Here is a 26,878-nt window from a genome sequence, read left to right on the forward strand (position 1 = left end):
GATAATCAAGGCGAGCCTTCGTCCTTTTTTGATTTTTATCAAGGGAAACAATGTTAGTCTTGATGAAGACTATACTCTCTATTCTGCAATATGTCAAGACTAACGTCGTTCTATAAAAGGGAAGTAACTGGCTTGACCTGGGAGGAAATAAGGTGTACATTGTTAGGCATGGTCTATACACAGAAAATTAGTCGCGAGATGCTAGCTGAGGGCGCTTATGAACTGTTGGAGCGTGAGGGAATCGAGGCTCTTTCGATGCGTCGATTGGCCCAGATAGTCAATGTGCGGGCCTCATCGCTCTATCATCATTTTCCAGAGAAATCAGCCTTACTTGCTGCCGTGGCTGAAAAAGGCCTGTTTCACCTGGCGGCAGCCTTAGAACGAGCGTCTAACCTGGCTCTGGGCGATCCCCGACGCCAGATATATACCATGGGGATGACTTATCGTGAGTGGGCGCTCCAGCATCCTCAGGTCTATCGACTTCTCTTTGCGGATACGCCTCTCATCGAAAACACTTCGCCGGCATCTCTGGCTGCCTTTGCTCCTATGCTGGCCGCGACGGGCACGCTGGTTGGAGCCTCGCAGGCGCCAGCGGCAACCCAGGCTGTTTGGGCATTTGTCCATGGCTACGTAATGCTCGAATTGAGCGGGCATATGCAGCAATGTCTTCCAATTGAGGGCTTCCAGCTAGGATTGAGCTGTTTCATTCAGGAACTGGGACGCTAATATGCTGCCAAGTGTTTTGAGGAGATATATCCGGGAGTATGTTTCACGTGCAACAAGGTGAGCCAGGATCAGAGAGAGTGTTTCACGTGAAACATTTTTGTTAAACACTCCACTTTTCCAGATAGTCGCCAGTTAAGCAAAGCAGTGTTGCACGTGAAACAAAACTTTGTTGAGAAGCCAGAGCGTTTCACGTGAAACATTTTTAGCATTTGCCAGACTAGCGTTTCACGTGCAACATTCTTTTCCGGATAGTTCTGATCTGCAAAGGGTCAATCAGGGCAAGCCGAGCTAATGTTTCACGTGCAACATCATTTAGCCGATCTCGGCAAACACACCTTGCTGAATCGTATTAGTCATTTCGGCGATATCGGGAGCCAGTGGCCGATCATGCTCAAGCCTGGCCACATGCTCACGCACCAACTCGTAGGCTTTCTTGACGCCCTGGCCGGGACGCAAAGGCAAACGGAACTCCAGCATCTGGGCCGCACAGATCAATTCCACAGCCACAACCTGCCGGGCCTCCTCCAGGACGCGCAGCACTTTATGCGCGCTAGTTGCACCCATACTCACAAAATCCTCCATGCCGGCCGAGGTGGGAATAGAATCAATGCTGGCTGGATGCGCCAGGATCTTGATCTCGTTGACGAGAGCGGCGGCAACATATTGGGCAATCATAAAGCCCGAGTTCAGGCCGGGATTGGGCGTCAGGAAAAGTGGCGCGCCGTTTTCATCCCAGTCATGTGGCCCCATGAGATTGTAGATGCGCCGTTCAGCAAAGCTGGCAAGTTGTGCCAGGGCAATCGCCAGCATATCCAGGGCCAGGGCCAGAGGCTGACCATGAAAGTTGCCACCGCTGAGCACATCCCCTTCTTCAGGGAAGACTAGCGGATTGTCGGTAACGGCGCTCAGTTCGTTCTCGATGACGCCGCTGCAATATGCCAGGGCATCACGAATGGCCCCAAAAACCTGCGGCGAGCAGCGCAGCGTATAGGGATCTTGCACGCGCGAACAGTTTTGATGGCTGCTATTGATCTCGCTGTGTTGCACTAGCTGGCGCAGGTGGGCCGCGCTCTGTTGCTGGCCGTTTTGTCCGCGCCGCTGATGAATGCGCGCATCCAGCGGAATATGACTACCCAGCAGGCCCTCAATACTCATCGCGCAGGCAACTTCGGCCGTCTGAAGCAATGTCCTGGCATCTTCCATCGCCAGCACGGCCACAGCTTCCATAAGATGAGTTCCGTTGATAAGAGCCAGGCCTTCTTTGGCCTGCAAATGTAAGGGCGTAAGGCCGGCCTGTTGGAGCGCTTCGGCTCCGCTATAACGCTGCCCGTTATAGATTGCTTCGCCTTCGCCGACAAGCACAAGGCCGAGATGAGCCAGCGGTGCCAGATCGCCGCTCGCCCCTACCGATCCTCGGGAGGGAATTATGGGATGCACGCCAGCATTGAGCAGCTCTATGAGCTGCTGCACCACCTCTACGCGTACGCCAGAATTTCCGCGCGCCAGGCTGGCCGCCAATAAGAGCATCATGGCCCGCGTGACTTCTTCGCTCAGCGGCTCGCCTACGCCGGCCGCGTGGCTACGTAATAGATTGTGCTGGAGATCAACAAGCTGATCCTGGGGAATGCGTACGCTACTGAGATGACCAAAGCCTGTGGTAACGCCGTAGATTTTCTTGCCTTCGGCGGCGGCAGCATCAATGACGGCGCGCGCAGCCCTAATACGCTGAATGGCCTCATCGCCTGTCGCGACTTGCCTATACTGACGCGCTACAGCGATGACTTCGGCGCTGCTGAGGGCCTGTCCCCTCAGGATAAGATGTTTCTGATGTGTCTGTGTTGTCTTCTTCATAGAAGTACATCCTTTCTGGCCTCACTGCCTTGGTGTTAGCATAGCAGGGAAAGGTAGCAATGTAAATTTGATGCGTAAGAGAATATATATCTAGCGGGCGTAGAACAAATAGCGATAAGCCTGGACGCGCATAGAATAGGCTACAAACTGCTCACTTGAGAGCTATGGCATTTCTTCGCCGCGCGAACTGGTCTCTTCAGGGTTGTCCTACGCTAATCTGGATTAATGGAGAGGTGAGCAAGGCCATAAGAGTGTTTCACGTGAAACATTGACCACATAATCAAGCATATATTCCGCCACAGTGCGCCTGGCCAACCTGATAATGTGCTCTGCCAGGCATTCCAGGCTTGTAGTTGCCCCATCCTGATAAATTGGGCTGCCGGCTTCACCCTGCTCGGTAGCCTTGGGATGAGAAGAAACAATATCTGCTTGAGGCTGTGGACGATGAAGAAGATCTGGGAAGAGTTGGATCTGTGGGCTAAGGGTGTTCAGCGGAGCAGCAAGACCAATAAGGTGGACATGTGAGCAGAAAGCGAACCTGAGGCGCTCGCTAGGCAATGCGCTGAGCTGATGCGTTATTAACTGGTTGGCTGAACTCTGCTGCATGCGATTTATGGTCCTGGCTATGGCTTAACACAATGACTTTTCAATCTGCCTTATCCCTATTATACGCCAGCAGCGCCCTCAATGATAGAGCAACGCTGCTGATTCCAATCTGCGAACTGCGGCCAGGTGAAAAATAATAGTAGCCTCACAGAAAGATACCTTTGTTACGCATTTGGCAGTGCTCCAAGATATGCGTGTCTGGCTATTGACTGCAAATAGCTAAGATTGGCATAGCTTCATCTGTGCACAATGTCTCACGTGAAACATCAATAATTTGTCAGCCAAACAGAGTGTTTCACGTGAAACATTAGCGTTCCACAAGCGCCGATTGCACGAGGTTGGTGCCAAAGTGATAACCAATCTCGCGATAATCTTTGATTGACCAGAGCGCCAGCTCGCATTGTTTGCCTACCTCGACGCTTCCTACCTGGTCCTGCAAAGCCAGCGCGCGCGCACCGTTGATCGTCGTGGCAGTCAAGGCTTCCTCTAGCGACATGTCCATTTCCGACATTGCCAGGCCAAGGATCATCTGCATATTTTCGCAATAAGATGTGCCTGGGTTGAAGTCAGTGGCCAGGGCAACGTGCAGCCCGTGATCAAGAAAGCGGCGGGCGGCGGGATAAGGGCTGCGCAAAGTATAAGAGCAGCCGGGCAAAAGCGTAGCCACAACGCCAGCCTCGCGCATGGCATCCAGATCGCTATCGCTGGCATGGTCGAGGTGGTCGGCCGAGGTCGCGCCCAGCTCTGCCGCCAGCCTGGCTCCCCCTGATGGACTTAGCTGATCCGCGTGCAATTTCAGATTGTAGCCAAGCTCCTGAGCGCGCGTGAGAATGCGCCGGCTCTCCTCTTCTGTAAAGGCTTCGCGCTCACAAAAAACATCGCAGAAGCGAGCCAGGCCTACAAAGGCTGGCAGCATCTGTTCGATAACCAGCTCTACATATTCGCTGCGCCTGTCGCGATATTCGGGCGGAATGCTGTGGGCACCAAGAAAGGTTGGTACGATGCGCATGCGTTCGAGTGGCGTGATGGCAGTATCTTCAAAAGCATTAAGGCTGTTGATGATGCGCAGGCAAGCCTCCTCGGTGATCATATCCAGACCATAACCGGTTTTGATCTCTACAGTTGTGGTACCGTGTTGGCGCATGGATGCCAGGCGCTCGCGCGCCAGAGTCAGGAGCGTCTCTGTATCGGCCTTGCGTGTAGCCGTCATAGTCGTGAGAATCCCGTGCCCCTGGGCCAGCAGCTCGCCATAGCTGACGCCCGCGCGCCGCAGATGAAACTCTTCGGCCCTATCCCCGGCAAAGACGAGATGTGTGTGGGAGTCCACAAAGCCGGGCGTAATCACGGCTCCTTGCGCATCTATGATCTTGATGCCATCTTTGCTGGCCGTGGCAGCTTGCTGAAACCAGGGCTCACCCTCGTCTTCTGTACCAACCCAGACAATGGTGCCTTTGTAGATCGCCAGGGCTGCATCTTGAATAACCTGTAGAGGTCCGCTGGCGCCAGCAATGGGCTGCTGGGCAACTGTGACTAGTTGCCCTATGTTGCGAATAACCGTGCTGGCTTTGATCTCGGCTTGGGGTCCATCAAATGTCATGGCTAGCTCTAACTCCTCTCGCTGGTCCATGTTCCCATGACTTGCCTGAGAATGGCAAATTCGCCAATGTGATAGGCATTGTGATCGGCGACGACAAGAAATTCGCGCAGCATAGTCTGGCCGCTACCGTGAGGAATCTTTTGATAAAGATCCAGCTTAGGATCGGCAGCCATCTGCAAGAGCTCCTGCAGATCGGCCCGAAAGCCGTGAAGCGTTTTTTCCCAGCGAGCCCGATCGGCCTGCTCATCCTCTGCCGGCCAGTATTCAGCTGGCCAGGCCAGCTCAACATAGTCGGTGCCGCGCATGAAATCAAGAATGTCGCGCTGGGCAATGCGGATGTGCTCCAGCAGATGCCAGGGCGTATAGCTAACGTTGGGCGGCCGCGTATTGATATGCTCAAGAGGAAAATTTGCTACTGCTTCATCAAAGTTCATGTGGGCCCCTTTGCCCTCTAAAAGGTCGCGTATATGTTCGCGTAGGATTGTGTCTTCACTCATGCTCTCTCTCCTTTTACCTGAGTACGTTGCTGTTGAGCTCGCCCAGGACGTTTTCTCCATATATGATACCACTCTTCCCAGGAGCCGCCATGACCTTTATGGAGATTGGCCGGCAAATTCTCGCTCGGCACGTGATTTGTGATATACACTAAGTAGAAGGCTTTAGTTAAGGAAAAGGAGATCTGTATGGACCTGGGGCTTAAGGGAAAAGTTGCGCTGGTCCTGGCCGCGAGTAAAGGCCTGGGCCGGGCCAGTGCCGCTGCGCTGGCTAAAGAGGGCGCGCTGGTGACGATTGGGGCGCGCGACAAGACGCGCTTAGAACAGACGGCACGCGAGATCCAGACGGAGAGCGGGAGCCGCGTGCTGGCCGTGCCTGTGGACGTGACAAGGGCTGAGGATGCGGAACGGATCGTGGAGGCGACTATCCAGGAATTTGGGGGCGTAGATATTCTTGTCAATAATGCTGGTGGTCCGCCGGGAGGAAAATTTGATGCGTTCGACGATGCGCAGTGGCAGGCAGCTTTTGAGCTCAATCTGCTCAGCGCTGTACGTATGATCCGCCTGGTCCTACCTGCGATGCGCCAGGCCCATGCTGGGCGCATCATCAATATTGTGAGTACTTCTGTGAAGCAGCCGATTGATGGCTTGCTGCTCTCCAACGCAATCAGGCCCGGTGTGGTGGGACTGGCTAAGTCACTGGCAATTGAGTTGGGACCTGCTGGCATTACCGTAAATAATGTGTGTCCGGGGCGCATCCTCACCGATCGTTTGCGCTATGGTGGGAGCATCATCAAGAAGTTGGAGCAAGGCGTTAGCGAAGAGCAGGCTTTGCGCGAACTGGCGCAAGATATTCCACTGGGCCGCGTAGGTCAACCGGAGGATCTGGGCGCGCTGGTAGCCTTTCTGGCCTCGCAACAGGCCGGCTATATCACTGGGACGACGATTCAAGTTGATGGTGGCTTGACCCGCTCGCTATTCTAGTTCGCTTGCCACCACGTGCCTCACAAGTCTAATCTCAGGCTTGTGAAGGCTCTGTTTGAGCTTATCGGGCTCGGATCGCCGGGAGAGCCAGCAGCATAGTGAGTAAGGCCAGCCCCGAGGCAGCTCCAGGCAGACCAAAGTATTTTCCGCGCTCCTCTGGTTGACTGATATCTGCTCCATTAGCATAAAGCATGCTAATGGCTATTGTGCATTCGTGAGACGCAAGACGATTTTGCCGTAAGTGGCGCGCGACTCAAGAGCCTGGTGCGCTTCGGCAGTTTCGGCCAGCGAGAAAGTGCGTGTGACGACGGGGCGAAGCTGGCCTTGTTTCACGTGAAACAGTAGAGCTCGGCGTCCCTCTTCAATACGCTCTGGATGTTGAGTATTGAGGGCAAACCAGGAGAAGCCCATGAGCTGTTTATTTGCGCTCAAGGCCATAACATCCAGCTGAATAGGTGCCAGGTTGCCGCCGGCGATGCCATAGGTAACCAGGCGGCCCGAGGGCGCAAGCAGCTTCAAGCTCCTGGTCAGGACCTCGCCGCCGACCATTTCTAGAATGACGTCAACACCGCGCTCTTGCGTGGCGCGCAGTACTTGCTTATCCCAGTCGGTTTCGCTGTAGTTGATAACTGTATCGGCGCCCAGAGAGCGCGCAAAGTCGAGCTTGGCGGTACTGCTGGCCGTGGCGATGATCTGACCTGCACCCAGGGCGCGGGCCAACTGAACCGCCAGATGTCCCACTCCGCCGGCCGCTGCGTGGATTAAGACGCTTTCGCCAGGCTGCAAGCGCGCGGATGTTGTCAGAACGTGATAAGCTGTCTCGCCCGAAGAGGGCAGGGCGACGATTTCCTCGGCTGAAAGGTTATCGCTTGGCAAGTGCTGGTAAACAGTATCGAGAGAGACAAGCGCGTACTCGGCGTAGGCCCCGGATGGGGCGTAGGCCAGCAGCGGCTCGCCCTTGTGCAGGTGGGAGATGCCAGGTCCTACCTGCACAACAGTACCGTAGACAAAACCGCCGGGCGCGACGGGGAATGATTCTCTACGCCAGCCTATGTCGGTTGTTGAGCCACGACGCTGGGCCGCGATAAAGGCAATGTCGGCGGTCTGAACTTTTAGCAAGATCTGGCCTTCCTCGGGCTGAGGTATGGGGAGCTCATCGATCTGCAAGACCTCGGGGCCGCCCGGCGCGTGATAGCTTACGATTTTCATAAGTTTGTGTGATCCTCCTTGGCAAGAGTGAAAATGTGTGGCGCCTGTCTGAACGCCAGTGATAGCTTAGCTTGCCTGGCCCTGTTGGGGCATCACGTAGTTGTATGATTGGGTTAGTGATCTATGGGGACAGTATGGGAAGACGAGCTCTGCCCAGAGGTGAGTGTGAACGGGGCGACTTAGAGAAGCTGCAGATGGCGGGCGACTTCGCTGGCCGCCACGCGGTTGTTGACATTAAGCTTGCGATAAATGCTCTGCACCTGCGTGCGCACCGTATTGACCGAGACCACCAGCTCTTGCGCAATCTGGGGAGTAGAATTGCCGCTGGCCAGCAGGCGCAATACGCGCAATTCTTGTGGGCTAAGCGGTTCAAGAAGCGCTGGCGATTTGCTGGCGGTCAGGTCTATGGACTCCTGCGCAAAGGCCTGCAGAATGGTTTGTATGTGGGCGGCAACGGCTCTGGCTCGTGCATAAGGCTTGCTGGCCTGGAGCAGAGCTGCCATTATTTCTCCTTCATCAAGAAAAAGGCGCAGATACCCTTCAGCCTGGGTGCGGGTCAGAACTGAGAGCAAGAGCTTACGCGCCTTTGGGATTTGCCTATTTGAGGCATAGGCCACGGCAAGCAGGACTTCCAGCTTAAATAAGGTATGGATGCGCTCGGCCTTGCGCGCCTCCTCTTGTAGATCTTCGAGGATCTCTAGCGCCTTATGTGGCTTATCAAGCGCGAGGTACCAGCGCGCTACGAGCATTTGCTCTTCCTCCGGCTGATTGAGCAGCAAGCTCAGGGAAGGCTCAAAGCGGTTATCAAGCCAGTGTTGTATGGCGCTAAGATCGCCATTGGCCAGCTGCAATCTGGCCTGTGCGCTCTGAATCTGGCGGTAATGTAGGGGCAAGCGATGAGGTTGGGCATGGGCCAGTAGGGCGGCCAGAAGCTGCAGGGCCTGGCTAGTCTGCTTCTGGGCATGAAGTATCTCAGCTTGATAGATCGTGCCCCATATCTGAAATTCCTCATCGGCAATTTGTTTGCTCAGGGCCAGCACTTCAGCTACAGCGGCCTGAGCCTCTTGAAGTTGATTCCATTCATAAAAAATTTGCGTCAGGCCTAACAGCGCATGGCCCATATCTGAGTGATTCTGGCGGGCGCGGGCCATAACAAGGTTTTGACGATAGTGTTCGGCGGTTTCGTGCAGCAAACCTTGTTCAAAACATACCCAGGCCAGTAGATTGATGTTGGTCTGGATAAAATCGCTGTTTTGCTCGTCTGCTTCGCCAATGGCCCGAGCCTCCAATAGTCTTGTGCGCGCTATAGAAAGGCGGCCCATGTTCATTTCGCTGATACCAGTAATGCCCATGCTAACGCTGCGCCAGCGTGCCTCATCAGCGGGCAGCAAAGCCAGGGCCTGCTGGGCATAAGCCCTGGCCGGGACAATCTCGTCCTGGCGCCAGGTAATCAAAGCCCGCTGGGCAAAGATAATACCGAGCCGAGCCCGATCGCCTTCGGCCCGAAAGCCCTGCTCGGCCAGCTCCAAAGTTTTTTCAAGCAGCGCAAGCGTAGGCCTTTCGATATGGTCTGTAGGGCAGGTGAACAGGAGGGCCGTGGCATAGTTCAAGCAAAGAAGCGGATGTTGTCTGAGCTCGTCTTCTGGCAGCTGCTGCAACCAGGTGCGCAATGTATAGTATTCATGGAGCTCCTGTAAGCGCTCAGCCTGGCTAAGCCGCTCAATGAGAGCAGCAGCTGAAGCGAAGTCTTGCCCCAATAAGGCTGCTTCGACGGCTTCCTCAAGTTGATTCTGGGCCGCGTACCAGCGGCTGGCGGTCCGCGCTATCGTTTGTAGAGCATTCTCACCCAGTTGCTGCCGCGCCCTGACCTGCATAGCCTCGGCGAAAAGCGTGTGATAGCGATACCATGCTCCCTGCTCATCTAAGGCATCAAGGAACAATCCCCGACGCTCAAGTTCGGCCAGGAGCTGAGCGCTATCATTTCTTGCTGTGATGACATCGCAGAGGGAACCGTGCAGGCGCTTGAGGATGCAGGTATGTAAGAGAAAGCTCTGTAGTGGCTCCGGTAGGGCGTTGAATACCTCGTTGACAAAGTAGTCCTGAAGCAAGCGGCGGCTTCCCTGAACTGGCTCGCCTCTTTGATTAAGGGACGGGCGAGAGAGTTTGGCTACTGAATGTTGTTGAGCGCCTCTAGCCTGACTAAAGGCGTTGGGATAGCTTGAAGCAGTGAAGGCTGAGAGGATCTGCTCCCTTTCCTGCTCTGAGCGGCTTCCTTGCATAGCCAGCGCCAGCAAGCGTAAGCCGGCCGCCCAGCCATCCAGGCTCATATTAAGTTCGTCGATAAAGTCATTGGAGAGCCGAAGGTTGCTAATCTGCCGCAAAAAGCTAGCGCTTTCCTCGTGAGAGAAGCGCAGATCGGCAGCGCTAAACTCGCATAGCTCTGCCTTAGCACGCAGGCGCGCCAGCGGCAAGCTGGGCTCTCCGCGCATGAGTAATACCAGGTGCAGGGTTGGCGGCAGATGGTCGAGGAAGAAGGCCATCATGTGCTGAATCTGCTCAGAGCTGATCACGTGATAATCTTCAAGAATTAATATTCCTTTGGCGCTGGCGTGGGTTAACGCGTTAAGGAAGTTTGTCAGCGCTATCTCAAGGGGCAGCGGCTCTATAGGGGTCTGAGACATGCTGGCCAGCGATAGCAAGGCGGCTTCTCCCAGCCCCTGTTGAAAGCTCTGGCTAGCAGTGATGAGGTAACGCCAGAAACGTACTGGATCATTATCGCCGCTATCCAGGGAGACCCAGGCGACGGCAGGAAAGTCATCATCAGTCTGCCTATGTGCTATCCATTGGCTGATCAGCGTGGTCTTGCCATAGCCGGCAGGTGCCGAGAGTAGGGTCAGCTTGCGTTGTAGTCCGGCATCAAGGCGCGCCAGGAGATTTTGACGCCTGATGAGGGGCGTGTGTAAACGTGGCGCATGCAGCTTGGCTTCCAGCAAGGGAAGCTGAGGCACTGAAGCCAGTTGTTGTGGCGTTTCTTGCGGCTTTTTCAGGGCTTCTGGGTTTTGGGGAACTTCTGTCTTCTGTCCTGCGCTTTCGGGTTGCGAAAGGAGATGCGCGATATTTTCTAAGCGCGCGATAGTAAGCTCGCTGCTGCGCCCGGCGTAGCGCTTGACAGTGTGTTTGCCTTGCCGGCGATAGGCATACCAGTAGCCCTCGCCCTTGTTCTTACGCGCTTCTTTCAACAAGTTCAACTGACCCTGCCGGCCGTGAAATGCAAAGGCGGAATGAGCAGAGAGCCAGGCGTGCCAACGCTTGTCGTTTTCCTGTAGCTGGTAGGCGCTGGCCTGGTTCTGGCTATATAGCTCATAGCTGTTGTGTTCTTCTGACCAGCTTAAAGTGTGGGTAGCAACTTTTGGCATCTTAACTTTCTTGTGTATATAGGCTGTGTTCCCCAAAAATCCTGGCTCTGATGAGTATAGTATGCGGCAGGAAGATGCGCAAGTGTTCCCCAAAAATAGTTAAGGTTGCTAAATCTTATTGGTTTGTTGCCACCATCAGTGAGATCTGAATGTGGATATACTGCCGGCCAAGCCTGTAACGCGGAGAAGAGAGGAAAGCTACTTCCTCTCTTCTCGTTGAGCATGCCAGTTTGTGCCATGCTAAGATCTACGTTTGTGAAGTTACTATCGGATAAGCAGAGATGGCAGAGTTATTCAACGTGCGGCCAGGCCGTGGTAACAACAGGAGGTAGAAGGGCAGGCAGCATGGTCGTGTAATCGTCTCTGCCCAGGACATAGAAAAGGATAGCAACGACAATAGTAGGAAAGATCCACTGGTTGCGTATGACGATGCTGCTCGACGTGCGCCAGGGTATGAGCAGCGCGGCACAGGCACACCAGATAAGGGGTACAAGTATGCCCATCAGGATAAGCGTAATTTCAGTCTTGTTGCTGCTGCCAACCTGAACAGCGCTGTACAAGGCATCCACTATCGGCAATAATGCCAGCAGCAGCGCGCTATAGCGTCGCCAGGCTGTCGGAGTTATTTGTAAATCTTTCCAGCGGAAACGTGAGCTTACTGCTAAACCTTCAATGCTGGCCAGAGAGCCTCTTAGCCAGAAGCAACCCAGAATGAATAATGCGACGCCGGCGCAACAAATTATCGCCATAACAGGTCGGGGAAAGCCAAAATAGCCCACCAGGACAGCCGCAAAGTCATCGCCAGTACCATTGACGATGGCGGGCCCTCCTGAAGACATCATCTGGAGCCCGGCATAGGGTAAACCAAAAATTGCCCATCCAGCCAGGAAGCGGCGCAATATGTTGTTCAGGCGATGGCCATAGGCAATCAGCACGAGATGAGCGCCAATGCCTAAGAGAATTGTTATTAGAGGTGCTATGCCGTTCATATGTTTTGTACTATGTGTAGTAGAAGTTCTTGTAGGTCAGATAAGTATAAAGATAAGTGGGAGAGGGATATGCGGCGCTATCGCCTTTATCAGGTTGATGCCTTTACACAGCAGAAGTTTCGCGGCAATCCTGCCGGTGTGGTGCCCGATGCTCAGGGACTTGACGTTGTTCAGATGCAAGCAATTGCGCGTGAAATGAATTGTTCTGAGACAGCTTTTATTTTTCCTTCTCAGGGCCCGGGTTATGATATTGTGCTGCGTTACTTTACACCGACCGCAGAGGTGCCCGGTTGTGGGCATGCTACTATCGCCGCGCACTATATCCGGGCCAAAGAGCTGGGGCTCGTGGTTGGCACGCGCGTGCGCACGCTGACGAGGAGCGGTATCTTGCCAGTTGAGATTACCTGGGAGCATGGCGATTATAAAATTTTGCTGATCCAGGGTCGGCCGGAATTTGGCCGGCTTTTGCAGGAGGACGAACGACGAACGCTCTTGCGGGCGCTGGGCTTGCGCTATGAGGAGACACTGCTAGAGAACTATCCCGTGCAAATTGTATCGCTGGGACAGGCAAGGATTCTGCTCGGCATTAGATCTAGAAGCACGCTTAATCGCCTGGCGCCGGATATAGAAACCTTACATAATCTCAGTAAACGCCTTGGCTGCCATGGCTGCTTTGTCTTCACGTTTGACCCAGAGGTGTCAGAAATTCTGACCTGGGGAAGAATGTTTGCACCCGCTATGGGGATAAGTGAAGATCCGGTAAGCGGAAATGCTCATGGGCCACTTGGCGCTTATCTCGTCAGGCATCGCCTGGTTCCTGTTGAGGGCGATGGCTTTCATTTCACTGGCTATCAAGGCGAGGTCTTGCGGCGCTGGGGACAGGTTGATGTTTTCGTTTATCATCCGGCCGGCGTTCTGGACTGGGTTCAGGTGGGTGGGCATGCCGTCACCGTATTTCAAGCAGAAATAACTCTTTAGGCTGGCGAGGAGGCCTGCATATTTTGTCGTGAATTTGCACAGTAAGCTCGGGATTGCCGATGTATAATGCAGGTTATATAGACACTGCTAGAATTCGTTGCGTAGAAAGATATTGGAATGTTACTCACTGTAGAAAAGTTACAGATGCGCATTGCCAATCTCGGCGATGCAGCCGAGGGGCCAGCCCAGCCTCTCGAACCTGTTTTTATAGCGCCAGCTGCCGAGCCGCTGTCCCCTCCCCCAGCTATGGAAAGTGCCGAGTGGCACAAGCTTGAGGTTGGTCAGCAATGGGGGCGTGAGCATGCCACAAGCTGGCTCATGACTTCTCTAGAGTTGCCGGAGGCCTTGCGGGGCAAAGCCGTGGTTTTGCAGTTACATTGGGATACGCGCTCCGATGATTTTGCCTTCCACGGTCTGGAGGCTACGGTCCTGCTCGATGGCGTAGCTGTTGGCGGCTTTGACTGGCGGCATTTAATGCTCCTGTTGCCGGAGACCGTCCATGATGGTCGTAAGCATACGCTGGCCATCCAGGCCTATACGATTAAGCCACTGCTTCCCTTTATGGGATTGAGCCTGCACGTGCGCGATGAGCTGCTCTGGAAGTTGCACTATAGCATGCAGGCTGGCCTGGAAGTTTGTCTTACGCTGTCCGAGCATGCTATGGAACGTCATGCACTCCTTGAGCAGCTCAATACTGCTTACAATATGCTCGATCTGCGTGAGGGCTGGCAAAGTCAGCGTTTGCGCGATTCTGCCCACGCGGCATATGCATATTTGCAGAAGGCCATTCAGGAGAGCCCGGTGGCGGCGCTTCGTCCACAAGTGACGATCAGTGGTCATGCTCATCTCGATCTGGCCTGGCTCTGGCCCTACTGGCGCACCAAACAGAAGATTATTCATACAGTCTCTAACGTGCTTGGCCTGATGGAGCGCTATCCTGGCTATTACTATAGCCAGAGCCAGATGCAGCTCTTCCAGTGGCTCAAAGAGAACGATCAAGAGATGTACGGGCGTGTCAGAGCGCGGGTAGAGGAAGGACGCTTTGAGCCTGTAGGCGCGATGTGGGTCGAGGCCGATAGCAATCTGACCTCTGGCGAATCGCTGATCCGCCAGATGCTCTATGGCTTGCGCTTCCAGCAGGAGGAATTTGGTGCGACCTCGCGTATCGTCTGGCTGCCCGATGCCTTTGGCTACTCTGCTGCGCTACCGCAAATTATGCGCCTGTGCAATGTGCCAGCCTTCGTCACAACAAAAATGAGCTGGAACCAGTATAATCGTATGCCCTATGATACGTTCCGCTGGCAGGGTATTGATGGTTCGCAGGTCCTGGCCCACTTTGTAACGGCGCCCGATGAGCACGAGGGCTCCTATCAGCACTACACCTATAATGGTCCCTTGCACGCGAAGGATATTAGCGGGCTGTGGACTAACTATCACCAGCAGGATCTTAACGATAAGCTGCTCTATCTCACAGGTTGGGGTGATGGTGGCGGTGGTCCTACCGAGGAACAATTGGAACGCTTGCAGGGTATGGCGCAGGTTTCGGCCTTCCCCGAGGTGAGCATGGGCCGGGCCAATGAGTACTTTACCGAGCTATATGAGCATGTGTGGGAAAATCCCCGCTTGCCCAAATGGGTTGGCGAGCTGTATCTTGAGTACCATCGCGGTACCTTTACCTCACAAGCTCAGGTCAAAAAGAGTAATCGGCGCATGGAGCTCTTCTATCGCGATATCGAGCTCTTACAAACCTGGGCCAATCTCTATGGCATGCCCTTGCGTCAGGATCGGTTGGCCGAGGGCTGGCGGCGCATCATGCTCAACCAGTTCCACGATGTATTGCCAGGCTCCTCGATCAATGAGGTCTATAAGGATGCTGCGGTCCTCTATGACGAAGCTCAGGCCATCGGCAAAGAGGTCTACACTGAAGCCCTGGCTGTCCTGCGCCAACGGCTAGGGATTGCAGACGGCGCGCCTGTGTTGTTGAACACGCTGCCCTGGGAGCGCGCGGAGCCTGTGCAGTTACGCGTTTCCGACAAGGCGGAGCGCGTCGAGGGCGTGCAGTACACGAAGGGCTGGGATGGCGAGACGCTGGCCTTGCTCGACGGGGTAAACCTGCCTTCTATGGGCTTTGCGCCCTTGCAGATCGCGCAGGAAGCTGCCGGCAAGGGTTGCTATGCTGTGCAGGGAAGTGATGGTACGCTGGCTTTGCATAACGAGCTGTATGAGCTTGTCATCGATGCAAACGGTGAGATTGCCCGCCTCTTCGACAAGCGCTACCAGCGCGATGTGCTGGCGCAAGGTCAGGCTGGCAACCAGCTGGTGGCCTTTGAGGATCGCCCGCTGCACTTCGATGCCTGGGATATCGATCTCTTCTATGAGCAGAAGGCCTATCCCCTGCGCGAGGCGCAGCAGATTCGCTTGATCGAAGAGGGACCGGTGCGCGTCACTGTAGAGATCGTGCGCAATTTCCTCTCGTCGCGCGTTACGCAGCGCATCTCGCTCTGGCGCGGCTTCCCCCGCATCGATTTTGCCACCGAGATAGATTGGCACGAGCATCAGATCTTGCTCAAAACTGCCTTCCCGCTGGCGATCAATAGCACACGTGCAACTTATGAGATCCAGTTTGGCAATGTTGAGCGTCCGACGCATCGCAATACCTCCTGGGATGCTGCGCGCTTCGAGGTCTGTGCCCATAAGTGGGCCGATTTGAGCGAGGGCAATTATGGCGTAAGCTTGCTCAATGATTGCAAGTATGGCCATGACATCCACGACAATGTGATGCGCCTGACCCTGCTTAAGTCGGCGGTCTCTCCAGATGAGCATGCCGATCAGGGTTTGCAGCGCTTCACCTATAGCCTCCTGCCCCACGAGGGCGACTGGCGTACGGGCCAGACCGTGCAGCGGGCCTATGAGCTCAATGTGCCGGTACAAAAGCTCGGTGAGGGCCTGGCGAGCTCGGCAACTGCTCAGGGTGAGCTAAATTCTTTCCTGCGTACCGATTGCGCGCATGTGGTGGTGGAGACCGTCAAGCCGGCCGAAGATGGCGATGGTCTGATTGTGCGCCTCTATGAGGCCTATAACCAGCGCGGTCAGGGCACGATTACCTTTATGGCTCCGATCGCCTCGGCCTGCGAATGTAATGCGCTTGAGGAAGAACTCGGAGAGGCTCAGGTGCAGGGCGATGCCTTGCATTTCCAGGTCCGACCCTTTGAGATCAAGACCTTCCGCGTGCGCCTGGCGCGCTAGCCGCTAAATTATGTTAGAGCCGTGGAGCACAGACCATTACAAAGTTGTGCTCCACTCTTTTATTTGACCACCGGTTGCTTCTGCTTCTTCAGTGCTTCCATGACCCGCGCGTTGAGATGTAGATGAGCTTGTAGCAGCTCGGGTGGAATGAGGGCCATCCACTGTTTTAAGGATATATCTGCGTAGCGATTGCTCTTGAACATCTCCAGGAAGCGCAGCTTTGTCTCGCCTGTATTCTCGATGTAGTGACCCATGGCAAATGGGACATAGCCAACATCGCCGGCTTGGAAGTCGAAGGTGCGCGCCTTGCCTTCAGCTGCAAAGACTGTCATGCGTCCCTGGCCTTCCATGTAGTATTGCCACTCGTCATTGTTGGGGTGCCAGTGTAGTTCGCGCATGCCTCCTGGTTCGATCTCGACGAGTGCGGCGGCGATAGTGGTGGCAATGGGAAAGTTTGCCGAGTCAGTAATGCGTACTGTGCCGCCCGGCGCCTTGATGGGTTCCTGGGCCAGCATGTGGTGTATGAAACTGTAGGGCGTCGGACCATTGGGATCAGAAACTTTATCGGCTGCTAGCGGACCCGGCACCTGGCTCTGTAAAATATAGAGCTCATGGCGCGGAATATCGGCAAAATCGCTTTCCGTCACGCCGAAATTCCTGGCTAGTACTTCCTTCGGCGTGTGGGCGAACCAGTCGCTAATGAGGAATGTAGAGTTCTCGGAAAAGTTGCCATCGTCAAACACGAGAAGGAACTCGCAGCCATCTTGTAGTCCCTGTATCGAATGGGGAATGCCGGCAGGGAAGTACCAGAGATCGCCTTCACCAACATCTTCTATGAAGTTGCGCCCATCCTGGTCAATGGCCGTGAGGCGCGCTTTGCCGTAAAGCATATAAGCCCATTCGGCCTGCTTGTGCCAGTGCAGCTCGCGTATACCGCCGGGCGTCAGGCGCATATTTACGCCAGCCAGAGTGGTGGCTATCGGCAGTTCGCGGGCCGTTACCTCACGTGCCCACCCACCGGAGCTGAGACGATTGTGCGCGTTGGAGAATGAGAATTTCAGATTGGGAATCGTGCCGTGATCCGTCTCTGGTGGGGTGAGCAAATCGGGATTCTGCCGGTCAAGCTGAATATTGCGCGGACCCGGATCGCTAGCGCCAAGCCTGCCTTTGAGCGGTTGGGGTATCTGGTTGATCTCTGCAGCTCTTTGATCTATCGCTTTTTCCACTAAGAGCTCCTTTCAGTATGATTTTCGTATAAGATGGAGGCTTAGCTCTGCTAAACCTGGGTTAGCCAGTCAATTGAAAGCCCTGTTTGCAAGCTGCGTCACCTTATCCAGGTCATGTTTCGCGACTTTCTAATGGTAGAGCTTATATAGCCGGATCAAGGACAACTTTAATATAGCCATCCGTACGCGTATCAAATTTTTTAAAGGCCTCGGGCGCTTGCGAGAGCGGTAAGCGATGCGATACGATCTGGCCTGGTCTGGCCCGGCCCGCAATAATCATGTCTCGTAATTGGGTATTGTAGCGCTCATCATTGTCGCGTCCCATGCCAATAGTGATGCTTTTCTTGAAAAGTGTTTGCCAGGGAACCGCGAGGTCGCCATGTTTTGCAAGTTCTCCCACTGGCTTAGCGTCGTTGGGCAAGAAAACCCCGGCAATAGCCAGCCTGCCATTTGGATTGATCACGCGTGCCAGATCGTGAATTACTTGATCTGGCTTCTCCCGTTCGGGATTGGCCCGATCCCGGGCCTGGAAACCAATAGCATCAATGCCGCAGTTTACCCCGCCCATGCTATCTTCGCCTCGCCAGGTCGACCCTGCCCGCTTGCGCTTGCGGCCTCTCTGTTCTAGGATTTGTTCGACCGGATCGCCAAGGCGAAAATCGATGGGGCTGGCGCCCAACTCGCCGGCCTTTGCCAGGCGCTCAGGAATATAATCCACAACAAACACCTCGCTAGCGCCCCGCAATAACGAAGCATAGGCTGCAAGGAGGCCGATAGCGCCCGCTCCGAAGATTGCTACGCTGTCGCCTGTAGAGACCTGTGCTAGCTCGGTTGCATGGTAGCCGGTAGGAAATGCGTCGGCCAGGAGCACAAAATCATGTTCCAGATCATCTCCAGGCTCTCCCGGCAGACGTAAGCAGTTCGCGTCGGCAAAGGGTATGCGAACCAGCTCTGTCTGTGCTCCTCGATATGTTCCCATACCGGGATAGCCATAAGCCGCTCCCGCTGAGCCTGGATTGCTCATCAGGCAAGAGGCGCTATAGCCGCGCACGCAGTTATAACAAAAGCCACAGCAGATATGTGTCGGTACTACAATGCGGTCTCTTTGCTTTATGGAAGCAACGGCGGGACCAACCTCAGCGACTACCCCCAAGGGCTCATGGCCTATAACCAGGCCATTAACTTCGCCCATCCTTCCCTCATAGATATGCAGGTCAGTACCGCAGATTGCGGAAGAAGTAACGCGCATCAGGACATCGGTCGGAGCCTCAATGCGTGCGTCCTCAACGCTTTCAAGGTTGAGCGTCATGTCACCTCTCCATACGACTGCTTTCATAGTTACCCTCCTGGGAGCATGTAAGGTTGCCAGATTATGGGTTATGTATAGAGATGACACGCCTCATGTGAAGCCCTGGTTGACAGCCAAAGAATTTACGGGCCGTCAGGAGCTCACCCGGCGGCCCTGCAAACTTTCTAGAGTGCGGCCCATAAGGTGGCGGCGATAAAGACGAACTGGAGAAAGATTCTTAAACCCAGCGGAGTGGGTCGTTTGCCGCGCAGTGGGATATTGTGGCGCGCAGCATTGATGTTGGCCGGGAACATGGCGATCAGAAGGGCCGTTAAACAAAGTCCGGCAATGAGTCTGAGCGGAGCGATGAGTAGGCCCAGCGCACCAAGTATTTCACAGATGCCGGTGATAAAGACAAGCTGTCGTGGATAGGGAAATGTCGCCGGGACCATCTTGATCAGATCTTCGCGGGTTGGCGTAAAGTGAGCAGATGCCGTAAACAGGTAGAGCAGAACTGTGGCGTAGCGTGCGCAGTCCTGCCAGCTGGCGAAGATCGGTAGGCCGAGCAGGCCCAGCCCTTTAAAGAAGAGAAACGAGACTAGCAATAATATGAAGGGAGCCATTCTTTTCATCCTTCCTTGTTCTGCCTGAACATCTCGATTGGCCGAACTAATACGCGTATCTGCAGCACTGCAGATCTTTTTGCACACAATCGATCTCTATAATTCGTGTTACTCAAATTAACAGCGTTAACTAAGAGGGTTAAAAAAGAGCAAGAGAACTTGTTAGTAATACAATAAATCTTTGCCGATTGCTAGCCTCACTGCTAATGTACTGTCGAGACAATAAGCCCGACTATTAGAAATGGATCAATGTATTAGAGTGAGTATTTTAGATAACACTGTTATTTTATTTGATAAAAACTAATTTGTCAAGGGTAAAGATTGTGAAATCTAGAAATGTTGGCTAGCTTGGAAGCTCATTCTCCTCCGGAGGAGGGCATTTTTGTAGCTCCACATTAGTCGCTTGCAAAGTATCTTGCAGGCTTTTAAGGATATTGCGTATCTCAATAGGATTCTCGCTGCCTATGCCTTCCTCCTCCTGGAGCGTTTCCTGTAGAACAGTAATCTCGTGGGTTAAAGAGGCGTGCAGCCTGCGTAGATGTCTACATCTCTCGCTCATATAGTAGCTTCCTTTCTGGCGTATATCTGCTAACTACGAGGATGGTCCATATTTATCTTTCCGCATCTGACACGTTACAAGCATGCGAACAGTTGACTGGAGCAAGAGAAGGCGGGCAGAGCGTTTATCGCCAGGACCCTAAAGGCCAGGCGCGGCTGCTCAAGCTTTACTTGTGAAGTAGGCGTGCTCCATGCGAGCTCCCTTGATTTGCGCCTGGCTAAAATCAGTCTTGCTCAGGTCCGCCTCGCTAAAGTTGGCATCGCAAAAGTTGGTCCCAGTAAGTTCAGCGCCGCTGAGGACCGCCCGGCACATATCTGTATCGCGCAGATCGGCAGCGGTCAGAATAGCCTCGCGAAGATCAGCGTCGCTAAAGATAGCAGCTTGCAACCGCATACTCTGAAGATCAGCGTTGCTGAGATTGGCGCCCGCGAAGATAGCTCCCCGCGCATCGGCCCCATTAAGCAACGCCTCACTCAGATCGGCCTGACTAAAATCGGACCCGTTCAGAAGTGCGTTGCTAAGATCCACGCGGTGCAGGATCGCGCCTTTAAAACTGGTCTCGCGCAGATCGGGCTGTATCTCATGATACTCCTGTCGCCACTGGTTCCACTCGTCGATATTTCTCATAAGCCGAGCAAGATGGTGCGGATTGGCCATAAGTATATCTTCCTCTCAATTGCGTACCTTGCCTGCATTTTCTCCCACAGAGAAGCTTGCTATCAGTATACAAGAGAAAGGAGCGCGAGTGAAAACACGACAGGAGCCGTTTGCTAGTTCTGGCTAGGATTGATGGAATAGTAGCAGAAGAATCGCCAGAACCAAACCATAAATTGCCAGCGTTTCCGCGAAGATTGTGCCAAGAATAAAGTTAGTGCGAATGAGCCGCTCGGCCTCGGGATTGCGTCCGATAGCAGTATAGGCCTGATTGGCGCCAAGTCCCATGGCAATACCTGAGCCAATAGTGGCCAGCCCAATTGCCAGAGCTATAGCAATATATTGCATAATTTCCTTCTCCTTATGTCTAAGGCTTTCTGCTTTCACTCTTGTATTTACACCCCGAATTATAGGACTTGCCTGGTTGCAGCTGCATCGGCCGAGTGGTGGATAACCGATCGTACGAATGGATGGTAGCCATCTGAATGAGTAGAGGTATACACCATCTTTTATGAGCATGAAAAAAGCGAATATTCGTTCAAATCTGGTACATTACCTGATGATTTTGCTATTCTATGTATAGGAGTGATCAATCTTAAAAAGAGTATTGCCCTATGGAAGCAAAAATCGCGGGTACAATCAAGAATTTAGGCAATAGAGGTGCACTTCACTGGTTCCCTTTGATCTGGGTCGATCTCATCTATCTCTGGTATAGTCTGGAGAGCCCGATCATGAGCGATCCGCCACGCCTTGTACTTTTCACCTTGCTCATGGTGCTCCATGGAGATCTTTACCTCCTTGGCTTGCGGCAAGCCCTCGCACGCAAGCATGCTCCCTTCCTCGTAGGACAAGGATTGCTGCTATTGCTCATTAGCTTTGTGGCGGCTGATTGGTTGGTGACCTTTGGCCTTTACCTGGCTTTCGTGGTTAAAGCAGTTGAGCTACTCGAACACGTACGCCCTGGCCTCGGAGCTGCAATTAGCTATCTCATACTGGCCTTACTGATTATTGTTGTGGGCTCGCTGCATCTTGCCGGCGGTGATAGATACACGCTCGGCACTTTTCTAGTCCTATGCCTGCTGTGTCTAGGGGGCTATGTGCTGCTCTTCCTGCGCCAGGCTCAATCTCAGCAGCGCGGCCAGCATTTGCTAGCTGAATTAAAGTCTGCTCACGCTGATCTCGCGGCCGCGCATGCCCAGCTTGCAGCTTATGCCGTTGATGTCGAGGAACGTTCCATTACTGGCGAACGCCAGCGCCTGGCGCGCGAGCTTCATGATACGCTTACGCAAAGCATGGTAGGGCTGGTCTTACAATTAGAAGCGATAGATGCAAAGTTGGCAGCAGGTCAGCCAGAAAGGGCACACGCTATCGTCAAGCAGGCTCTAGCTCGGGCGCGCGCAACCTTTGCTGAAGCCCGGCATGTCATCCATGCTCTACGTTCTGAATTGAATGAGAGCGTTGATTTCTGTGAAGCTCTTGAGGAGGAGATTGCGCGTTTTAGTGCCGCAACCGGCATTATTTGTCAGGCCGAGTTAGCTTTATGCCACACAATAGCAGCCTGGCAAGGTGAGCATGTATTGCACATGGTGAAAGAAGGCTTAACGAATATTGCGCGCCATGCGCATGCTCGACATGCCTGGATCAGCCTGCGGCGTCATACAGCCTCGATGTATGTGGAGGTGCGCGATGATGGCGTTGGCTTCGATCCGTTGCGCATTGTCGCAGGTCATTACGGTTTGTTGGGATTGCGTGAACGGGCCCAACTTATCGGGGGACAGCTTGAGGTGCATAGCGTAGCGGGAGAGGGCAGCCGCCTGCGCTTGATCTTTCCAACCGCTACAGGTGAGGAGCCAGCGACGGCTATGCTGAGTGCTTGTAGTCGTTAGAAAGGCTTTGGTGTAGAGTAGATGCTAGATAAACGACAGCCAGAACCCGGGATTCGGGTAGTGATTGCTGACGATCACTTCATTGTGCGCGAAGGACTGCACCTGATCCTTGACGGGGAGAGCGACTTTGTGGTGGTTGGGGAGGCTAAGGATGGGGCTCAGGCCGTCCAACTGGTGGAAGAATTGCAGCCCGATGTCGTCTTGATGGATCTACGGATGCCGGGTATGGATGGGCTAGAAGCCATTGAGCTTATTCATCACCGCTGGCCCCAGGTAGCTCTTGTGATCCTGACGACCTATAGCGGCGACGAGCTGATGTTGCGTGGCTTGCGTGCTGGTGCGGCTGGCTATTTGCTAAAGGATGTCAGCCGTGCCACGCTCTATCAAACGGTGCGGGCTGCAGCCGCTCAGGCAACGTTGATCCCAACTGAGATCATGCAGCGTTTGCTCAATCTGAGCGCCCAACCACAGATCCAATCTTGCGAGGCTGAGCAAAGAAAGCCTGCTCAGCTGCAGAAACAAGCTATAACCGGACGTGAGCGGGAGGTACTTCGCGATGTTGCGCGCGGCTGCCGCAATAAAGAGATAGCCCGGCGCCTGGGGATTAGCGAGCCAACGGTAAAATCGCATCTCGCCAGCATCTACTATAAGCTTGGCGTTGATTCGCGCGCCTCGGCCGTGGCTGTGGCGCTTCAGCGCGGCTGGCTAAACCCTGGATAGTTGGGCTCAAAAGCTTAGCCGATGCACTCGATAAGGCGCTCAATCTGCTCAGGGTCCGAGCTCCAACTATAGAACATGAGCTCATCGGCGCCAATATCGCGAAAAGCAGCGATGGCATCGCGCGCTTGCTGGCGTGAAGTCAACATATCGCGGGCTTTGTAATCGGCAAAGGGGCCGAAGATGGAATAGTAATCGTAGACGGCCTGTCGCGCCTGCTCACTATCCTGCGTCTCTAAAGCCATATTCACCTGACCAATGAGGCGAGGTTTGCCTGCTCGGCCGGCTTCCTGCCAGGCTTTTTCGACTGCTCGGAAGGCCTGGGCAGCATGAGCAGCGCTATCGTTCCCATTAAGATGTCCGTCTGCCAAACTGGCGGCGCGCGCAATGGCCGCGGGCGAATCCCCTCCCAGAATAAGCTCAGGGCCTCCGGCCTGGTGAGGACGCGGACCGATAGGGCCAACCTGCTCGTTGAGCGCCTGCCCAGACCAGAGGCGTTTGAGCTGGATCAATTGCTCATCGAAGCGCTTGCCACGCTTTTTATATTCTACCTCGGCGGCCAGGAAATCATCTTCCCTGATCCCAACGCTCAGCCCCAGCGTAAGGCGGCCCTGCGCGAATGCATCAAGGGTCGCACATTCTTTGGCCAAAATGCTTGTAGTGCGTAAAGGAGCGAGGAGCACCTCAGTCATCAGGCGCACGCGCGTCGTTACTGCGGCCGCCATCGCCAGGGTGATCAGGGGCTCGTAATTGGAGTAGACGAGCCGATCATAGATGCCCAGGCTGGAAAAGGGGCCGGCATCTATGCGCCTGGCCCAGGTGAAGAGCTGTTCGGGATGCTCGAATTGAGGAATGCCTATACCTATTTTCATGGTTCAAAGTAACCTTTCTTTGTGAAAATTGTGCTGCTTTGTTTTTGCTTTGATAGCTATAAGTTTAGCGCGCTTTTGGGGGACGTACTTCATGCAATCTGGTGATTAAGTGGATGATTATTGCAGCTCTGCAAGCAATTAGTAAGAGGTATGTGCCGGGAAAGCAAGGGATTGGTACGTTCTTCCTCAGAGGCTCTCTTCAATCAGTGCAGTTGCTTAATTGCACCTCAGCCGCGCCACTTTTCGCAAACCAGAAGTGAGCAAGGCAAGAGCTAATGTCGGTGCTCCTGGGCAAGGCTAGTCAGATTCTGGGTGGTTATGCGCGGCTGAAGTGAAACTACATTTGGGATCACCTGTGAATTAATCTTGCTAGCCTCTCATGAGCTGATGTGCACGGAAGCCACGCCAGAGGGCGAACGAAGCCCAGATGATTGTGGCAGCCATCACAGAGTCACCAACAACGTCTATGTTCGGGCTACCTTCAAAGAAGTGTGGCATATAGGTGGCGAGGAGGATACCCTCAATGCTTATGGTTAGCATGGCTACGAGCATCGCCGCGATCATAATAGCTGCTGGCCACAAAGCCAGGCGCAGAACACGTTCGCTGAGCTCGCTGCGGGCGACGGCCAGGCTTAGCGTGATAGACGACGTTAGCACGAAAAGGAGGCCAAGGATGGCGTAAATGCCGCCATGAGGGTCAAAGCTTACAATCCAGGATCTGCTAATGACCAGAAGGGTGGCTATCGTGAAGATGAGCGTCATTATTGTAGAGAGACCTATAAGAGTGAGGATGTCGCGGCGCAGGGAGGCCAGAGCCTGCTTGATGGCGACGAAGAGGATGGGCAGCCCGGTGACCAGCATCATCAGGAAGGCAATCTCGCCGGCGGCCCGGCCAATGTGATAGAGCATGTCTACTTGCGGATGAGCAGTGGCAATAGGATTCCACTGCGCGAGGGGATTATGACTCCCTGGAAAAAAAGCCAGGGGAAGCCGAAGAGCACAAAGGCAAGAAAGATCATAATGATAGATTGGCGTTGTATACGCAGCATATGCAGCATCCTTTCATCTATGACTAACGCTTGCTGTAACTCATAGAGATGCTCCGCTAACATTCCCCCGACAACTTCGCCGTATAGAGGCAGCCAGAGGCGCATTACCCCCCACGCGCCTTGCTGTTGATAGGCATCCCGGCAGCACTGACGAAAGCTCTGGAGAATTGGCGGAGCATACTCGCGGCAGAACTCGGCTGGTCCCAGCCAGAGCAGCCATTGATAGAAGCGGATGGAAGAGGCGACAATCCAGGGTGAAGGCTGTGTGGTCCGTCTGGTCATATGTTTTCCTCCAACGATGGTTGCCAGCCCTGAAGTCCCGGTCTACTACGAGCAAGAGCAATCGCTCTCTCTAAACGCTGTGTCTCAGCCAGTGCAACATGCTTCCCAAAGGCGCTCAGGCGATAGTAGCGTCGGCGTTCATCTGTTAGTCAGTCTCTACGCTTCTGGCATAGCCTCTCTAAATACCGCCTGTTTCCTCTTCAATTACGAGCTTTTGCCTTCTATACTAGCAGTAGGCAGAGAAGTTTACATAAAGTCAGCAGGCAAATGAAGAAAAGGAGAAATCCAATGCAGGATGCTCTACCCCTGGCAAACTTCCAGAAGAGTGCTGATAGTATGCGCCCCGATGTGCTGATCATCGGCGGGGGCGTGGTTGGCTGCAGTGTGGCCTATCATCTCACGGCGCGTGGTTGTCGTAACGTGCTGGTGCTTGAGCGCAACACTGTAGGGAGCGGCTCCACAGGAAAAGCCGCCGGAGGCATTCGCCAGCAATTTTCCCACGCCGCTAATATTCAGCTTTCGATGTATGCCGTTGACTTCTTCACTCACTTTCATGAGCGCCTGGGCCTGGAGGCCGACGAAGGCGGGGTCGAATTCCATCAGGTGGGCTATCTCTTTTTGCTCTCAACTGACGAAGAGCTAGCGCAGTTTCGCCAGAGTGCCAACCTGCAACGCAGCTTTGGGTTGCCAGTCGAAGTGCTCACGGCCACCCAGCTTGCCGAGCGTTATCCCTGGCTGAATGCCGAGGGCCTGCTTGGTGCTACCTATTGTCCAACCGATGGCTATGGTAGCCCGCATGAGGTCAATCAGGCCTTTGCTAAGGTTGCACGTCGGCAGGGGGCGCGTATCCTGGAAGGTACCACTGTACAGGCCATCAAGCGCGAGGGCGCACATATCGTCTCGGTCGAGACCGATAAAGGCAGCATCTCTCCTGGTACTGTTGTATGTTGCGCCGGAGCCTGGAGCGCCGAACTGGGCCGCATGCTGGGCATCGAGATCCCCATCTCTCCTTTGCGCCGTATGTGCTTTATGACCGATCCATTTGAGGCCTTGCCTCATGATGCTCCGATGACGATTGAGGTCAGCAACACCTTCCATTTCCGGCCAGAAGGTCCCGGCTTTATGCTAGGAGCAAGCGACCAGCAAGAACCCTTTGGCTTCAAGACTGAGGTGAACTGGCAATGGCTCGATACTGTCGTGGAGGATGCGGTACGGCGTGTGCCCGCCTTTGAGCAGGCCCGCATTCAAGGCGGTTGGGCCGGCCTATATGAGACAACCCCTGACGACAATGCGATCATTGGAGCGGTACCAGGCCTCGAAAACTTCCTCATCGCCGCAGGCTTTAGCGGCCACGGCTTCATGCAGAGCCCGGCAACTGGTCTGGTAATTAGCGAGCTTATCCTGGATGGCAAAGCGCATACCATTCCTATCGAGGCGCTGAGCATCGAACGTTTTGCCAGCGGCAGCTTACTCCCGGAAAGAAATATTATCTAGCTTTGCTAACACCTCGTTGTCCCCGTAGATCATCTTTTTCAGCTTACCTTCTACACATCCAATTGAATATAATAGGGAATAACCTTTTTATCAGCGAGCAGATAAATGCGCTCATAGAAGAGGCCAGGCAAT

Annotated in this window: 24 protein-coding genes; 7 read left to right on the plus strand and 17 right to left on the minus strand. The window is 54.1% G+C overall.

The window, feature by feature from the left end; all coding sequences use genetic code 11:
- Positions 1–168 precede the first annotated feature (168 nt).
- The gene (locus tag EPA93_RS32085) at positions 169–726 is read left to right on the plus strand and encodes a TetR/AcrR family transcriptional regulator (protein WP_165423530.1); all 558 of its coding nucleotides are present in this window, start codon (positions 169–171) and stop codon (positions 724–726) included.
- Between the two features lie 312 nt (positions 727–1,038).
- On the opposite strand, the gene hutH is transcribed toward EPA93_RS32085, so the two are convergent.
- The 4 genes from hutH to EPA93_RS32105 all read right to left on the minus strand — a co-directional run bounded on the left by hutH (position 1,039) and on the right by EPA93_RS32105 (position 5,277).
- Entirely contained in the window at positions 1,039–2,577 is a 1,539-nt protein-coding gene (hutH, locus tag EPA93_RS32090) for a histidine ammonia-lyase (RefSeq protein WP_129891428.1), read from the minus strand.
- Between the two features lie 222 nt (positions 2,578–2,799).
- Positions 2,800–3,183, minus strand: coding sequence for a hypothetical protein (locus tag EPA93_RS32095; protein WP_129891429.1), 384 nt, complete (start codon positions 3,181–3,183; stop codon positions 2,800–2,802).
- A 307-nt stretch (positions 3,184–3,490) separates the two neighbouring features.
- The gene (gene hutI / locus EPA93_RS32100) at positions 3,491–4,780 is read right to left on the minus strand and encodes an imidazolonepropionase (protein ID WP_165423531.1); all 1,290 of its coding nucleotides are present in this window, start codon (positions 4,778–4,780) and stop codon (positions 3,491–3,493) included.
- An 8-nt stretch (positions 4,781–4,788) separates the two neighbouring features.
- The gene (locus EPA93_RS32105; RefSeq protein WP_165423532.1) at positions 4,789–5,277 is read right to left on the minus strand and encodes a DinB family protein; all 489 of its coding nucleotides are present in this window, start codon (positions 5,275–5,277) and stop codon (positions 4,789–4,791) included.
- Positions 5,278–5,463: 186 nt separating this feature from the next.
- Here EPA93_RS32105 and EPA93_RS32110 point away from each other — a divergent pair, with 186 nt between their 5' ends.
- Complete coding sequence (locus EPA93_RS32110) at positions 5,464–6,258, plus strand: SDR family oxidoreductase (RefSeq protein ID WP_129891432.1); 795 nt, start codon at positions 5,464–5,466, stop codon at positions 6,256–6,258.
- A 61-nt stretch (positions 6,259–6,319) separates the two neighbouring features.
- Here EPA93_RS32110 and EPA93_RS50510 read toward each other — a convergent pair whose 3' ends face one another.
- The 4 genes from EPA93_RS50510 to EPA93_RS32125 all read right to left on the minus strand — a co-directional run bounded on the left by EPA93_RS50510 (position 6,320) and on the right by EPA93_RS32125 (position 11,872).
- Positions 6,320–6,451 (minus strand): hypothetical protein, encoded by a 132-nt coding sequence (locus tag EPA93_RS50510; protein ID WP_277988681.1) that lies wholly within the window; start codon positions 6,449–6,451, stop codon positions 6,320–6,322.
- Positions 6,452–6,459: 8 nt separating this feature from the next.
- Positions 6,460–7,467, minus strand: coding sequence for a quinone oxidoreductase family protein (locus EPA93_RS32115; RefSeq protein WP_129891433.1), 1,008 nt, complete (start codon positions 7,465–7,467; stop codon positions 6,460–6,462).
- Between the two features lie 179 nt (positions 7,468–7,646).
- On the minus strand, positions 7,647–10,883 hold the full coding sequence (locus tag EPA93_RS32120; RefSeq protein ID WP_129891434.1) for a winged helix-turn-helix domain-containing protein: 3,237 nt from the start codon (positions 10,881–10,883) through the stop codon (positions 7,647–7,649).
- Between the two features lie 290 nt (positions 10,884–11,173).
- Positions 11,174–11,872: a hypothetical protein gene (locus EPA93_RS32125; RefSeq protein WP_129891435.1), complete on the minus strand. Its 699-nt coding sequence runs from the start codon at positions 11,870–11,872 to the stop codon at positions 11,174–11,176.
- A 69-nt stretch (positions 11,873–11,941) separates the two neighbouring features.
- Between EPA93_RS32125 and EPA93_RS32130 the strand changes: the two genes are divergently transcribed.
- Positions 11,942–12,850: a PhzF family phenazine biosynthesis isomerase gene (locus tag EPA93_RS32130; RefSeq protein ID WP_129891436.1), complete on the plus strand. Its 909-nt coding sequence runs from the start codon at positions 11,942–11,944 to the stop codon at positions 12,848–12,850.
- Between the two features lie 117 nt (positions 12,851–12,967).
- Positions 12,968–16,096, plus strand: coding sequence for an alpha-mannosidase (locus EPA93_RS32135; RefSeq protein WP_129891437.1), 3,129 nt, complete (start codon positions 12,968–12,970; stop codon positions 16,094–16,096).
- 59 nt (positions 16,097–16,155) lie between these two features.
- On the opposite strand, the gene EPA93_RS32140 is transcribed toward EPA93_RS32135, so the two are convergent.
- The 6 genes from EPA93_RS32140 to EPA93_RS32165 all read right to left on the minus strand — a co-directional run bounded on the left by EPA93_RS32140 (position 16,156) and on the right by EPA93_RS32165 (position 20,794).
- Positions 16,156–17,310 (minus strand): oxalate decarboxylase family bicupin, encoded by a 1,155-nt coding sequence (locus tag EPA93_RS32140; RefSeq protein WP_422877901.1) that lies wholly within the window; start codon positions 17,308–17,310, stop codon positions 16,156–16,158.
- Between the two features lie 154 nt (positions 17,311–17,464).
- Positions 17,465–18,658: a glutathione-independent formaldehyde dehydrogenase gene (locus EPA93_RS32145; protein WP_129891438.1), complete on the minus strand. Its 1,194-nt coding sequence runs from the start codon at positions 18,656–18,658 to the stop codon at positions 17,465–17,467.
- Between the two features lie 137 nt (positions 18,659–18,795).
- Positions 18,796–19,233, minus strand: a complete 438-nt coding sequence (locus tag EPA93_RS32150; RefSeq protein ID WP_129891439.1) for a DoxX family protein — start codon at positions 19,231–19,233, stop codon at positions 18,796–18,798.
- Between the two features lie 343 nt (positions 19,234–19,576).
- A complete protein-coding gene (locus EPA93_RS32155) occupies positions 19,577–19,792 on the minus strand; it encodes a hypothetical protein (protein WP_129891440.1) in 216 nt (71 codons plus the stop codon).
- Between the two features lie 159 nt (positions 19,793–19,951).
- Positions 19,952–20,449 carry a pentapeptide repeat-containing protein gene (locus EPA93_RS32160; protein ID WP_129891441.1) on the minus strand — a complete coding sequence of 166 codons (498 nt, stop codon included), beginning with the start codon at positions 20,447–20,449 and terminating at the stop codon, positions 19,952–19,954.
- Between the two features lie 123 nt (positions 20,450–20,572).
- Positions 20,573–20,794, minus strand: coding sequence for an ATP synthase F0 subunit C (locus EPA93_RS32165; RefSeq protein WP_129891442.1), 222 nt, complete (start codon positions 20,792–20,794; stop codon positions 20,573–20,575).
- A gap of 266 nt (positions 20,795–21,060) precedes the next feature.
- Here EPA93_RS32165 and EPA93_RS32170 point away from each other — a divergent pair, with 266 nt between their 5' ends.
- Together EPA93_RS32170 and EPA93_RS32175 are read left to right on the plus strand one after the other, a co-directional pair.
- Positions 21,061–22,332: a sensor histidine kinase gene (locus EPA93_RS32170; protein WP_129891443.1), complete on the plus strand. Its 1,272-nt coding sequence runs from the start codon at positions 21,061–21,063 to the stop codon at positions 22,330–22,332.
- Between the two features lie 21 nt (positions 22,333–22,353).
- Positions 22,354–23,052: a response regulator transcription factor gene (locus EPA93_RS32175; RefSeq protein ID WP_129891444.1), complete on the plus strand. Its 699-nt coding sequence runs from the start codon at positions 22,354–22,356 to the stop codon at positions 23,050–23,052.
- A 14-nt stretch (positions 23,053–23,066) separates the two neighbouring features.
- Here the strand turns inward: EPA93_RS32175 and EPA93_RS32180 are convergent, their stop codons facing one another.
- From EPA93_RS32180 to EPA93_RS32190, 3 genes are all read right to left on the minus strand, one after another.
- Complete coding sequence (locus EPA93_RS32180; RefSeq protein ID WP_129891445.1) at positions 23,067–23,921, minus strand: LLM class flavin-dependent oxidoreductase; 855 nt, start codon at positions 23,919–23,921, stop codon at positions 23,067–23,069.
- A gap of 369 nt (positions 23,922–24,290) precedes the next feature.
- Entirely contained in the window at positions 24,291–24,830 is a 540-nt protein-coding gene (locus EPA93_RS32185) for a hypothetical protein (protein WP_129891446.1), read from the minus strand.
- Between the two features lie 2 nt (positions 24,831–24,832).
- Positions 24,833–25,252, minus strand: coding sequence for a hypothetical protein (locus EPA93_RS32190; RefSeq protein ID WP_129891447.1), 420 nt, complete (start codon positions 25,250–25,252; stop codon positions 24,833–24,835).
- A 288-nt stretch (positions 25,253–25,540) separates the two neighbouring features.
- On the opposite strand from EPA93_RS32190, the gene EPA93_RS32195 reads away from it, so the two are divergent.
- Entirely contained in the window at positions 25,541–26,746 is a 1,206-nt protein-coding gene (locus EPA93_RS32195) for an NAD(P)/FAD-dependent oxidoreductase (RefSeq protein WP_165423533.1), read from the plus strand.
- Positions 26,747–26,878 lie beyond the last annotated feature (132 nt).

The sequence above is a fragment of the Ktedonosporobacter rubrisoli genome, from assembly GCF_004208415.1.
GTDB classification, from domain to species: Bacteria; Chloroflexota; Ktedonobacteria; order Ktedonobacterales; family Ktedonobacteraceae; genus Ktedonosporobacter; species Ktedonosporobacter rubrisoli.